The organism is Ruegeria sp. SAZD011, assembly GCF_059612545.1.
This window is the reverse complement of record NZ_JBXWQU010000026.1, coordinates 203,016-215,382: the sequence shown is the minus strand read 5'-3', so window position 1 is coordinate 215,382 and position 12,367 is coordinate 203,016. Positions and strand designations below refer to the sequence as shown.

Genomic DNA, 12,367 nt, shown 5'->3' with positions numbered 1-12,367 from the left:
TTAGGAAACTCCTGCTTGAATCATGCCTCAACCGGACAGAGCGGAGCGTGGAAATGATCGGCATTCTTGGTATCGTTGTGATCTTTGCGATGGTCTTTGGAGGCTATCTTGCTGCCGGCGGCAAAATGACGATCATTCTCAAATCGCTCCCCTTCGAGATGATGATGATCGGTGGCGCGGCGACGGGCGCCTTTCTCATTTCCAACGATATGGGCGGTGTGAAACACACGCTCAAGGACGTCGGAAAGGTATTCAAGGGACCAAAGTGGAAGCCCGAAGATTATCGTGATCTGCTCTGTCTGCTGTTTTCGCTTATCCGTATCGCGCGGCAGAATCCGGTCGAAGTCGAACAGCATGTCGAGGACCCGGCGAACTCGCCATTGTTCTCGAAATACCCGCGCATCCAGGCCGACCACGAGGCCGTTGACCTGATCTGCGACACGATGAGATCGGCGTCGATGAACTATGACGATCCGCATCAGGTTGAGGAAGTTCTGGAAAAACGGATGGAGGCCAACCTTCATCACGCGATGCATTCCAGTCACGCACTTCAGACCGTCGCGGACGGGCTGCCGGCTTTGGGCATCGTCGCGGCCGTGCTGGGTGTGATCAAGACCATGGGTTCGATCGACCAGCCCCCCGAGGTCCTGGGGCGGCTGATCGGTGGCGCGCTGGTCGGGACGTTTCTCGGGGTGTTTCTCGCCTATGGCCTCGTTGGCCCCTTCGCCGCCAAGGTCAAGGCGGTCGTTGAGGAGGACAATCACTTTTATCTGCTGATCAAGGAGGTACTTGTCGCCAACCTGCACAATCACAACGCGGCCATGTGTATCGAGGTCGGACGGCAGAACACGCCATCTCATATACGCCCGGGGTTCTCCGATCTGGAACAGGCATTGAAAGAACTCAAGCAGGACGTGGCCTGATGGCAAGGGTGTTGGCGGCTCTGCTGTTTCTTGTTGCGGTCATGCCGGTTCATGCAGCCGAGATCGATGTGCGTTCAGGAGAGCATGGAGATTTCACGCGGTTGGTTCTACGCATTCCAGAAAAGACCGGATGGAAGCTGGAAAACGATGACAGATTGGCGAAATTGACCATCGAATTGCCTGAGTTGAAATTCTCTTTCGACACAGTTTTCGATCGTGTGCCACGCGAACGTCTGAATGAACTGCGCCAATCGCAAATCGGTGCCCCGCTTGAGCTCTCGTTTGCATGTGATTGCGAAGCACGGGCTTTTGTTCAATCGGGCACATTGCTTGTCGTCGACATTCGGGATCGGCCAGTCAGTAAACAGAAGGTCGCGCTGCCATTGCGAATGGGCCGCGAGCCAAGTCAGTCGGCGAAAGAGGAAGAGCAACTCGTTAAGGATCAACCGATCGAAGATAGAAGGGAAGACGCCGCTCAGTTGCCCAAATCAAGCGGTGTTCTTCGAAGTTCGGTCGCGCAACAGCTAGCGCCGTCATTCATTCCATCGGGGTTGGGGGGGCGGACCGTTGAAAACAGGCTCTATTCCCGGATCATGCGCGGCGTCGATCAAGAGGTGCTGACGCTTAATCCGCTAGAGGTAAAGGGGGTGGACGAAGCGAGCGCGAAAGCACAGGCCGAGTTGGCGGAAACCTTGGCATCGGGCCTGGGCTTGCCGAACTTGCGTGTCACCACAGTCGTGGATCGCGATTTGCGGGTCTCGCAAGAAGTCGCCACCATGCAACCCGCAGTTCAGCGGTGCATCGCAGAGAGTCGTCTGGTGGCCGAAGATTGGGCGGATGAAACTCCTTTCGCGACACAATATGCCAGCTTGAGAGAGAGGCTCTTTGGTGAGTTCGACAAGGTCGATGCTCAAGTCGCCTTGTCGCTTGTCCGGCTCTACATTCATTTCGGATTCGGAGACGAGGCCAGGGCCGGTCTGGGCTTGCTGCCCGCCTCTTCTTCGGACCATATGCTTCTTGCGGCACTTGCCGCCGCGATTGATGGACGGGCCGCCCCGCAACCGAACCCGCTCGCCGGCCTTCAAGGATGTGACACCGCTGCGTCGCTCTGGTCGGTCTTGAGCGAACGGCGTGCGCCAGAAAACACCGATACCAATGCGGTTTTACGCAGTTATGGACGTCTTCCTGAGCATCTTAGGGCGTATCTGGGGCCTGTTCTGGGCGAATACCTTGCCGAGGCAGGTTTCGTGGACGCCGCCCAGCACCTGATACGCGCGGTCGAGCGAGGTGACGAGGCGGACAAACCCTCGGTCGCGGTTGTCGAAGCAAAGCTTGCGGGGTTGCAGAACAATCCGGCGATCGAGGAACAGAAACTGACCGAGGTGATCGAGGATGCTTCGGCCTCTACCCACGCACCACGAGCGCTGATTGCATTGATCGAGAAACGATGGTCCGAGGGAGGGTCCGTCACCCAGAAGGAGTTGCTGCTGGCGGACTCCTTTCGGCGGGAATACCGAACCTCCGAGATCGGCCCGCAATTGCAGACCGCATATGTGATCGCGCTCGGGCTTTCGGCGCAATTCGATGCGGCGATGGCGGTTTTGCTGACGCCCGGACAGGAGCGTGAGGGAGCGGTATGGCAGGACACGATGGATCGTATCCTGCAACGGATTACGACACATGCCGACGACATCACCTTCTTGCGTCACGTCGCCATGCTGGACGGCGACCCTTTTCTTGCTTTGCGAACGGGAACCGCAAATGCCGCTGCCCTGCGCCTGAACGAACTGGGCTTCTTCGAAGATGCCTTGCGTTTTGCCGATCGGCCGCAGGACAGAAAGAGTCGCAAGGCCCGAGCGGAGATCATCGCGCGAGCCACATTGGGAGCCGGGCGCCCACATCGCGCGTTGTTGGAACTCGAATCCGTCAGCGGTGTCGAAGCCGAGCGTTTGCGTGCCGAGGCGATGCGCGAGTCAGGCGCTTTGGAGCAGGCGGCAGAAGCTCTGGTGCGGGCGGGCGATCTCGATACTGCAAGCCGATACGTCTGGCTTGCGGGGGTAGAGGCACCCTTGTCTGGGGCTGAACAGACCCGTTTTGGTGAGATTCACCTGCTGGGTCAGGCCTTGCTCAGCGATCCTGACCCAGCAGAAGAAACACCGCTCGCAGCCGCGCGCAGTCTTGTCGAAGGTAGCGCCCAGATCAGGGACCAGATCGAGGCCTTGCTGGACAGCTTGCAGTGACGTGGCGAAACCACTGGGCGGATATCGAGAGACACCAGTGCGATGGGCGACGTGATCGCTGTTCTGACAGGGGGCAATGGGTTGAAAACGTAAACCGGCTTGTCGGAGACTCCGGAAAGGGTGAGGTAGAAGATTGACATAGGTAAATGTCAGGGTTGATCGTCCCGGCATCGGTTGCCCGGTGTTCCGCCAAATCTGGAAGGGCTGGATGCGGTTTCGTTGAACGATGCTGTGTTGCCCAAAGACGCTGCCCGTTGCCAAGAGCATTATCGCCAATGGGCCTACCTATTCTGGATTGTTCGGAGCAGCGGGCCGACAAGAGCCTTACTGTCGGCCCACCGGACACGATCCGCCTCCGGTTGCAGGTATCAGCCGACCGGGGCGAGCAGATGTGTCAGAACATCGGCAAACCGGCTGTCTGGTTCGATCAGCCCGAGCGTGGCATCGCGTACCGCCGCCGCGCGATCGACGCCAAGGCCGGGCGTGGCGTATTCCATGAATTTGTCGATCAACTCTGCGCGGGACAGCGGCATTTCGGGCCCACCTCGAGCGTTGATGTCACCCGATTCCAGAATACGCCCATCCGAGGTTGTGATCGTGACATCGGCCCATCGACCAGCCGGAAAGCGGCTGCTGTGGCGCGGGTCCTCGGATACGGTGATCCTTTGCATGATATCGCGTACCAGTGGGTCGGCCAGACCAGACCCCGAGACATGTTCAACGCCGATGCGCCCGTAAGCGATCTGGATGGCAACCGGGAAGGGCAGAGCATATTGCGCAATGGCAGTGGTCGGAGGGAGCCCCTGATAGAGGCAGGCCGCCTGATGAAAACTGTTCACATGGACCCTTGCGATATCGGAGTGTGACAGCCCGTGGTCCAGCATCAGCTTGCGCACCCCGTCGATGGCCGCATGCGCCCAGCGACAGATGGGGTAGGGTTTCACATATTGTTCTCGCATCTGCCAGAATTGCCCCAGATCCGTCCAATGTTGAGCGGCATCGTCGGCTTCGACAGTGATGGCCGGCGCGCCAGTGAACCCCCGCTCGGCAAGGATTGCGGCGGACAGTCCGACCATCGCACCCCAGCCGGAACCGTCATGCAGCATCGTCGGCGTTGCGATCTCGCGCATCATCTGACTGCGCGGGCCGTGGTATTCGGCGATCCCCAGGGCCTGGCGCAGCGTCTCGCGGTCTTGCCCGCGTAGCCGGGCTGCCATGGCGGCGACGCCTAAGCAGTTCCAGGCGCCCGAGGTATGATAATCGCTGACGGTGGCATGCAGCGTGATACCGGCGCGTCCCGCCACTTCGTAGCCGATCGTCACGGCGGCCAGCGCTTCTTGGCCCGAGAGGTTGGGCAGATGCTGCGCCAATGCCACCAATGTCGGGATCACCACGACACCGATATGGCCCTTGGTCGGGTTATAGCCGTCATGTGCATCGAGGTTGTCGGTCTGGGTGGCGGCGGCATAGGCCGCCCCCGCCAGACTGACCGGACGTCCGTCGAACATCATCCGGGCCCGGTGATCCGGATCGGTGGTGCCATAAAGCAGGGTTGCGGCGTCCCGCGCGATCACGCCTGCGTCCAGCGGGCTGGCAGCAGCTATGACGCCGAGTGTGTCGAGCATCATGAGTGCGGCGGCTTCGCGCACCGGGATGGGAAAATCTTCGGCCCGGCTGTCGAGCGTGAATGCGGCAATGCGCTCGAGTGTATTGGACTGGCTGCCTTGATGCTCGGTCAGGTGCGTGTTCATGGGACCTCCTCCGCCCTTACGGGCCTACGCGGGACAAGGCTAACCCGCGCCCCAGGCTGCTACTCGCGAAAAGATCGACGGCTTGCCCCCAGATTTTGACGTGCGCTGTCTGATTGCGACCCGCGACGCGTCAGGTCCCGCTTGCTCGCGGCCCCCTCTCTGGCGTTAGATCGGCGCCATGAGACACTTGCCGCATCTGACCTATCTGCGCTCGTTCGAGGCCGCCGCGCGATATCTGAGTTTTACCGCCGCCTCGGAAGAGCTGAATTGCACCCAGTCGGCGGTCAGCAATCATGTCCGCTCGCTTGAGGAATTCCTTGGCCGACCACTCTTTGTACGTTTGCCCCGGACGCTTGCGCTGACCGAGTTGGGAGAGGCCTATCTGCCCTCGGTGCGTCGCGCCCTGCAAGAGATCGACATCGCCACCGAGGCGCTGCTGTCACAGCGGCACCGGCGCGAGGTTGTGGTATCCTGCCCCACCAGCCTTGCAAGCCTTTGGCTTGCCGGAGTGTTAGGTGCGTTTCAGACGCAGTATCCCGAGGTTCAGGTCACCGTTCATGGCACCGTCTGGGCGGATGTCGAGGCCGAGGTTTCGGATATCTCGATCACCATTCATCATGTGGACGATATCCCCGACGGCGCGGTACAGCTTTGGTCCGAGGCGCTGGCGCTGGTATGCGCGCCGGGCTTCACGGTCGATTCCGTGCCGTTGCAGGACCCTGCACAGTTGGTCAACGCTCGGCGGATCGAAGTGATGGGGCGCCCGGCCTATTGGGACCTTGTCGCGCAGTACTTCGGGTTACAGGGCTTTGACACGGCAGGCGGGTCAAAAACGGATGTCTCGACCCTGGCTGCGGAACTGGCTGCACAGGGGGCCGGTTGCGCGGTGCTGCCACGCGTTCTGGTTCGCCCCTATCTGGAGCGGGGCGTGCTGGTTGAACCCTTCGCGACCGAAATCGCCAACCCTTGGGTCTATTGCGCCCGGTTCAAGGCGCGCACACCCGCGCCGTCGGTACGGCTGTTCCGATCCTGGTTGCTGGATGCGGCGGCCAAGGTCGGTGAGAGGGGCTAACCCCTCAGCCTCGCGCCCGCCGGATCGAATGGCGGTTCGGCCAGCAACACCGCCTTGTGCGGCTTGCCCAACAGGAACACTTCCAGCACGTCGCCCGGTTTCGCCACCGCCGGGTTGGCATAGCCGATGGCCAGAGACTTGCCCACCGAGTAGCCATAGGCGCCCGAGGTCACCCGCCCCACCGGCCTTCCGTCTGGGGTAAAGATCGGCTCGCCACCGCTGGCGTCCGCCCCATGCGCGGCCTCGATCTCGAAGACCGACAGCACCTCGCGAACCGGGTTGTCCTTGGTCTTCAGCCAGGCCGCCTTGTTCAGGAAGTCCTTGTCCGCCTTGATCAGCCGCTCCAGTCCCACTTCCTGCGGCCAGTATTCCGGGCTGTATTCCCGGCCCCAGGACCCATAGCCCTTCTCGATGCGCAAGGACCCGAGCGCCCGGCTGCCCACCGGCCCGCCGCCGATCTCGCGGGCCGCAGCAATCAGCGCGGTGTAGAGCCGCACCTGATCCCCCTCGGCGCAATGCAGCTCCCAGCCCAGATCGCCGGTGAAGCTGACCCGGATCGCCAGACAGGTCACGCCCGCCACCTCGATCGTGGCCGAGCGCATGAAGGGGAAAGCCTCGTTCGACAGATCGGCGTTGGTCAGGCGCTGCAACATGTCGCGCGCCTTGGGTCCGGCCACGTTATAGCCCGCGATGCGGTTGGTCGCGACCTCGCATGTGGTGCCCTCGGGCAAATCCACCATGTTGAAGAACCGCTGGTGATAGCGTTCGGCCATCCCCGAGCCCACCATCATATAGGCATCCTCGCCGGTCATGGTGATGGTGAAATCGCCCGCGATCCCGCCCCGCACGCCGATCAGCGGTGTCAGACAGGATCTGCCCACGACAGTGGGCACCCGGTTCGCCACCAGCCGGTCCAGCCAGTCGCGCGCACCCGGCCCCTTGATCTCGTAATTGGCAAAGTTCGAGATGTCGATCACGCCCACCTGTTCGCGCAGCATGCGCACCTCGTGGCCCACCGGTTCCCACCAGTTCTGCCGGGTGAAACCAATGGTCTCGGTTACACCGGGGCGGTCGGCGAACCACAGCGGATGCTCCCAGCCACAGTTCATGCCGAACACCGCGCCCATCTCCTTTTGCATCTCGTATGCCGGACGCACCCGCGCCGGGCGCCCGGCGCTGCGTTCTTCGTTGGGGAAATGGATGGCAAAGCGATGGGTATACTGGTCCTGCACCCGCGCCTTGGTGAATTTCTTGTCGGCCCAGTCGCCGAACCGCGCCAGATCCCAGGCGAACATGTCGTATTGCGGCTCGCCCTCGATCATCCATTGCGCCGCCAACAGGCCCAGACCCCCCGATTGCGAAAAGCCCGGAATGATGCCGCCGCAGACGAAATAGTTGCGCAGTTCCGGCACCGGTCCCCACAGGGCGCTCGAATCCGGCGACCAGATCATCGGCCCGTTGATCACCCGTTTGACCCCCGCCGTTGCCGCCACCGGAACCCGCTCGGTCGCGCGGATGACGTTTTCCATGATCCGGTCCAGATCGTCGGGGAACAGGTCATGGGCAAAATCCAGCGGCGTGCCGTTTTCGGCCCAGAACTTCATGTCCTTCTCATAGGCGCCGATCAGCAGCCCGTTGCCTTCTTGCCGGAAGTAGTATTCGCCGTCCCGGTCCGCGATCGAGGGCAAGCGACGGCCCAGCGCCGCCACTTCGGGGATCGCCTCGGTCACGAAATACTGATGCTCGGTCGGTTGCAGCGGCAGGGTGATCCCCGCCAGCGCCGCCACCTCGCGCCCCCACAGGCCCGCCGCATTGACCACCCATTGGGTGTGAATATCGCCCTTTTCGGTGCGCACGATCCAGCTGCCATCGGGCTGTGGCTCGGTGCCGATCACCGGACAGAATCGCTCTATGGTGGCGCCCATGGCGCGGGCTCCGGCGGCATAGGCATAGGTCACGCCCGACGGGTCCACGTTGCCGCCATCGGGCTCGTACATGATGCAGCGGATATCGTCGAACTGCGCCAGCGGGTGCAGTTCATTCGCGCGGTCCTTGTCGATCTCGTAGAAGTTCAGCCCGTAATACCGCGCCTTGGCCTCTTGCAGCCGAAGCTGATGTTCCCGCGCCTCAGTCTGCGCCAGATAGAGCGAGCCCGCCTGGAACACGCCGCAGCCCTGCCCGGTCTCCTTCTCCAGCTCCTTGTACAGGTTCATCGTGTAATGCTGGATACGGGTAATGTTGTTGTTGTCATGCAGCCCGTGGATATTCGCCGCCGCATGCCAGGTCGATCCGCTGGTCAGCTCGTCCCGCTCCAGCAAGACGACATCGCGCCATCCCAGCTTGGCCAGGTGATAAAGGATCGAGCAACCGACAAGGCCGCCGCCGATCACGACAGCCTGGGCATGGGTTTTCATGGGGCGGGTCTCCGTTCTGCCAGTGCAGAAACCCTAGCCGGAGGCGATGCGCACCACCCGCCAAATTTTTGATGTGCAGGGGCCGGTTTTCGTTTTGCTTGCTCAGACAGCGGTCGCTCAAAGCACCGGGCGCAGCTATGGTGCAGGGCGATAGGTCCTTTGCAGAACGTTGAACCAAAACGATTTTATCAGGGAAGATATGGTGCCCAGGAGAGGACTCGAACCTCCACGACCTTGCGGTCACTGGCACCTGAAGCCAGCGCGTCTACCAATTCCGCCACCTGGGCAGGTGTCGTGAGGGGGCGTTTAAGCCTAGCCGCGAGGAGCGTCAACCGGATTTTTTCGGTTTTGCAAAAGTTTTTTGAACCGCCCCCTGCAGCCCCATGCCGAAACCGGGGTGGACTCGGGTTACGCGGCACTATTGCGCCTTGTTTGGCGCGCGTTGGGACGGTAGATCGGAGCAACAGCCAAGTCAGCAGGAGCCACTCTGATGTCCAAACTGGTCACGATTTACGGCGGATCGGGATTCGTGGGCCGCTATATCGCGCGGCGCATGGCAAAGGAGGGCTGGCGCGTGCGCGTGGCGGTGCGGCGCCCGAACGAGGCGATGCATGTCAAACCCTATGGCGCAGTGGGCCAGGTGGAACCGGTCCTGTGCAACCTGCGCGACGACAATTCGGTTGCGCAGGCGATGCGCGGGGCCGATGCGGTGGTTAACTGCGTCGGCGTCCTGAACGAGCTGGGCCGGAACGGGTTTGACGCGATTCAGGCCGAGGGCCCCGAGCGCATCGCGCGGATCGCCGCCGAACAGGGCATCACCCGCATGGTGCACGTTTCGGCCATTGGCGCGGATGCGGACAGCGACAGCGACTATTCCCGTACCAAGGCGTTGGGCGAGGCGGGCGTGCTGCGCCATATGCCTGACGCGATGATCTTGCGGCCTTCGGTGATCTTCGGGGTCGAGGACCAGTTCTTCAACCGCTTTGCCGGCATGACCCGGTTCGGGCCCTTCCTGCCCGTGGTCGGTGCCGATACCCGGTTCCAGCCGGTCTATGTTGACGATGTGGCGCGTGCCGCGGTCAAGGGCGTTCTGGGCCAGGCTCCCGGCGGTGTCTACGAACTGGGCGGGCCGGATGTCGAAACCTTCCGCGCGTTGATGCAGCGGATGCTGGGTGTCATCCATCGCAAGCGGATCATTCTGGGCCTGCCCTTCTTTGCCGCACGGATCATGGCCGGGATGCTGGATGTGGCCAAGTTCGTCAGCTTCCAGCTGTTCCCGAACGGTATCCTGACCCGCGACCAGCTGAAGAACCTGCGACGCGACAATGTGGTCAGCGCGGATGCCAAAGGCTTTGCCGACCTGGGTATCATGCCCGAGCCGATGGATACGATCCTGCCGACCTATCTGTGGAAATTCCGCCCCAATGGCCAGTATGACGAGATTCAGGCTTCGGCCCGGAACCTGCGTGCCTGATCAGGTATAGGCGATCGCCAGCAACACGATCCCCAGCGCCACACGATAGATCACGTAGGGTGTAAAGCTGACGGTGCGCAGCAGGCGCATCATCAGGCTGAGCGCCAAAAGGGCTGAGACAAACGCGAACACGGCGGCGATGGCGCCGTCGCGCGCCGTCTGGGCATCGGCGGTGACCGCCACTTCGGCCCCCAAGAGCACACCCGAGGCGATGATCGTCGGGATCGACATCAGCATCGAGATTCGGGCGGCGTCGCCGCGCGCATAGCCCAGTCGCCGGGCGCCGGTGATGGTAATGCCCGAGCGTGAAGTGCCGGGGATTAGCGCCAGAACCTGCCACAGACCCATGACCAGCGCGTCGCGGATACCCCAGTCGGCCGTGTGTTTCTGTTGCGGGCCGGTGCGATCCGCCCACCACAGCACGAGTCCGAAGCCCAGCATCGTCCAGCCGATCACGGCGACCGAGCGCAAGGCATCGCTGAGCCCGGTGAAGTGCAGCAGCGCGCCCGCGATCACGGTGGGAATCGTCGCCACGATCAGCCCCATGGCCAGCCGGGCGCCCGGTGTGTCGGTCTTGCCCGTCAGGGCGCGGGGCAGGCCCGAGAGGCCGTCGCGCACATCGGCCCAGAAATAAAGGACCACGGCACAGAGCGTGCCGACGTGAACCGCGACGTCGATGGTCTGTCCCTGGTCCTGCATCCCCGAGAGTTGCGGCAGCAGAATCAGGTGACCCGAGGAGGAGACCGGCAGGAACTCGGTTATGCCCTGGATGAGAGCGACCAGAATCAAGTGAAACAGGGACATGGGTGTTCGGTGATTTCCGTGAGATCCGGTTGGCCAGAATGGGTATAACTGTGGTCTTGGAAAAGGAAAGTTTCTATTTAGGTCCGGGTCGATACCTAAAAATCCTCTTTTCTGACCGCAGCAGCGCCATCGAAAGCAAAAAAAATAAAAATAGGTCAGCAAAAGTGACTTTTATTTCGATCCACGCTAGGATACGAAAACGCCGAATAGCGAAAACGTGGAGTCCGACCCGTGGCCAAGCAACCGATGCTCAAATTTGTGCAGATCGAACGTGACATGCCGGAAAAGCGTGCAGCCACTGTACGCAAGGAGGATTTTCACGAGATCTATGCCGAGTATGCCGCCGCCAAGGCCGCCGAACAGGCCAGCCGGTGCAGCCAGTGCGGCGTGCCCTATTGCCAATCGCATTGCCCGTTGCACAACAACATCCCCGACTGGTTGCGTCTGACGGCGATGGGGCGTCTGGAAGAGGCGTACCAGACCAGCCAGGCCACCAATACCTTTCCCGAGATCTGTGGCCGCATCTGCCCGCAAGACCGCCTGTGCGAAGGCAATTGCGTGATCGAGCAGTCGGGCCACGGCACCGTGACCATCGGTGCGGTCGAGAAATACATCACCGACACCGCCTGGGACATGGGTTGGGTCAAGCCCGCCTCGCCGGTGGCCGAGCGCAGCGAAAGCGTGGGCATCATCGGGGCGGGCCCCGGTGGTCTGGCCGCCGCTGACATGCTGCGTCAGGCCGGTGTGCAGGTGACGGTTTATGACCGGTACGACCGGGCCGGGGGCCTGCTGATGTACGGCATCCCGGGCTTCAAACTGGAAAAGGACATCGTCGAGCGCCGCAACCGGTTGCTGGCCGATGGCGGGGTTCGGTTCGAGCTGAACTGCGATGTGGACGCGGCCAAGTTCACCGAGATCCGCGCCGCCCATGATGCAGTGATCATCGCAACCGGCGTCTACAAGTCGCGTGACCTGTCGCTGCCGGGCAGCGGTCTGGGCGGCATCGAAAAGGCGATCGACTATCTGGCGGCCTCGAACCGCAAGAGCTTTGGCGACGCGGTGGCCGATTTCGACAATGGCCGGTTGAATGCCGATGGCAAGCGGGTGGTGGTGATCGGCGGTGGCGATACCGCGATGGACTGTGTCCGCACCGCGATCCGTCAGGGTGCTGTCAGCGTCAAATGCCTCTATCGCCGGGACCGGGCCAACATGCCGGGCAGCCAGCGCGAGACCCAGAACGCCGAAGAGGAAGGCGTGGTCTTTGAATGGCTGTCGGCGCCCAAGGGGTTCACCGGTGATGACAAGGTCACCGGCGTCATGGTGCAGAAGATGCGTCTGGGTCAGCCCGATGCCAGCGGCCGCCAATCGCCCGAGGTGATCGAGGGTGCCGATTACGTCGAAGAGGCCGATCTGGTGATCAAGGCGCTGGGCTTCGAGCCTGAAGACCTGCCCAGCCTGTTCGGTCAGCCCGACCTGCCGGTCACCCGCTGGGGCACCGTCAAGGCCGCGTTCCGCACCGGCGCCACCGAGATGGAGGGCGTCTATGCGGTGGGCGACATCGTGCGCGGTGCCAGCCTGGTGGTCTGGGCGATCCGCGACGGGCGCGACTGTGCTGCGGCGATCCTGGAGGGCTTTGGCGCCAAGACCGCCATGGCGGCTGAGTAAGCCGCCGCGGCAGCAAACGAAGCG

Annotated in this window: 8 protein-coding genes and 1 tRNA gene; 5 read left to right on the top strand and 4 right to left on the bottom strand. The window is 62.2% G+C overall.

Going from position 1 to position 12,367, the window contains the following annotated elements:
- The first annotated feature begins 53 nt into the window (after positions 1 to 53).
- Complete coding sequence (motA, locus tag AC2FLM_RS14330; RefSeq protein WP_234144624.1) at positions 54 to 923, top strand: flagellar motor stator protein MotA; 870 nt, start codon at positions 54 to 56, stop codon at positions 921 to 923.
- Positions 923 to 3,163, top strand: a complete 2,241-nt coding sequence (locus AC2FLM_RS14325; protein ID WP_496858791.1) for a hypothetical protein — start codon at positions 923 to 925, stop codon at positions 3,161 to 3,163. Before motA ends, AC2FLM_RS14325 begins: the two co-directional genes overlap by 1 nt.
- A 368-nt stretch (positions 3,164 to 3,531) precedes the next feature.
- On the opposite strand, the gene AC2FLM_RS14320 is transcribed toward AC2FLM_RS14325, so the two are convergent.
- A complete protein-coding gene (locus AC2FLM_RS14320; protein ID WP_496858789.1) occupies positions 3,532 to 4,914 on the bottom strand; it encodes an MmgE/PrpD family protein in 1,383 nt (460 codons plus the stop codon).
- Between the two features lie 178 nt (positions 4,915 to 5,092).
- Here AC2FLM_RS14320 and AC2FLM_RS14315 point away from each other — a divergent pair, with 178 nt between their 5' ends.
- Positions 5,093 to 5,986, top strand: coding sequence for a LysR substrate-binding domain-containing protein (locus tag AC2FLM_RS14315; protein ID WP_496858787.1), 894 nt, complete (start codon positions 5,093 to 5,095; stop codon positions 5,984 to 5,986).
- Here the strand turns inward: AC2FLM_RS14315 and AC2FLM_RS14310 are convergent.
- On the bottom strand, positions 5,983 to 8,400 hold the full coding sequence (locus tag AC2FLM_RS14310; protein ID WP_496858785.1) for a GcvT family protein: 2,418 nt from the start codon (positions 8,398 to 8,400) through the stop codon (positions 5,983 to 5,985). The genes AC2FLM_RS14315 and AC2FLM_RS14310 overlap by 4 nt on opposite strands.
- A gap of 200 nt (positions 8,401 to 8,600) precedes the next feature.
- Positions 8,601 to 8,687: transfer RNA gene (locus tag AC2FLM_RS14305), tRNA-Leu, on the bottom strand.
- Between the two features lie 203 nt (positions 8,688 to 8,890).
- Between AC2FLM_RS14305 and AC2FLM_RS14300 the strand changes: the two genes are divergently transcribed.
- Complete coding sequence (locus tag AC2FLM_RS14300; RefSeq protein WP_496858783.1) at positions 8,891 to 9,874, top strand: complex I NDUFA9 subunit family protein; 984 nt, start codon at positions 8,891 to 8,893, stop codon at positions 9,872 to 9,874.
- Here AC2FLM_RS14300 and AC2FLM_RS14295 read toward each other — a convergent pair whose 3' ends face one another.
- Complete coding sequence (locus tag AC2FLM_RS14295) at positions 9,875 to 10,678, bottom strand: undecaprenyl-diphosphate phosphatase (protein WP_234139959.1); 804 nt, start codon at positions 10,676 to 10,678, stop codon at positions 9,875 to 9,877.
- A gap of 231 nt (positions 10,679 to 10,909) precedes the next feature.
- Here AC2FLM_RS14295 and AC2FLM_RS14290 point away from each other — a divergent pair, with 231 nt between their 5' ends.
- Positions 10,910 to 12,343, top strand: coding sequence for an NAD(P)-dependent oxidoreductase (locus AC2FLM_RS14290; protein WP_496858780.1), 1,434 nt, complete (start codon positions 10,910 to 10,912; stop codon positions 12,341 to 12,343).
- Positions 12,344 to 12,367: the final 24 nt, after the last annotated feature.

Bases quoted from the DNA above. Each gene is read 5' to 3' on its own strand.
- AC2FLM_RS14300 (WP_496858783.1), top strand. From the start codon at position 8,891: ATGTCCAAACTGGTCACGATTTACGGCGGATCGGGATTCGTGGGCCGC.
- AC2FLM_RS14315 (WP_496858787.1), top strand. From the start codon at position 5,093: ATGAGACACTTGCCGCATCTGACCTATCTGCGCTCGTTCGAGGCCGCC.
- AC2FLM_RS14295 (WP_234139959.1), bottom strand. From the start codon at position 10,678: ATGTCCCTGTTTCACTTGATTCTGGTCGCTCTCATCCAGGGCATAACC.
- motA (WP_234144624.1), top strand. From the start codon at position 54: ATGATCGGCATTCTTGGTATCGTTGTGATCTTTGCGATGGTCTTTGGA.
- AC2FLM_RS14325 (WP_496858791.1), top strand. From the start codon at position 923: ATGGCAAGGGTGTTGGCGGCTCTGCTGTTTCTTGTTGCGGTCATGCCG.
- AC2FLM_RS14310 (WP_496858785.1), bottom strand. From the start codon at position 8,400: ATGAAAACCCATGCCCAGGCTGTCGTGATCGGCGGCGGCCTTGTCGGT.
- AC2FLM_RS14320 (WP_496858789.1), bottom strand. From the start codon at position 4,914: ATGAACACGCACCTGACCGAGCATCAAGGCAGCCAGTCCAATACACTC.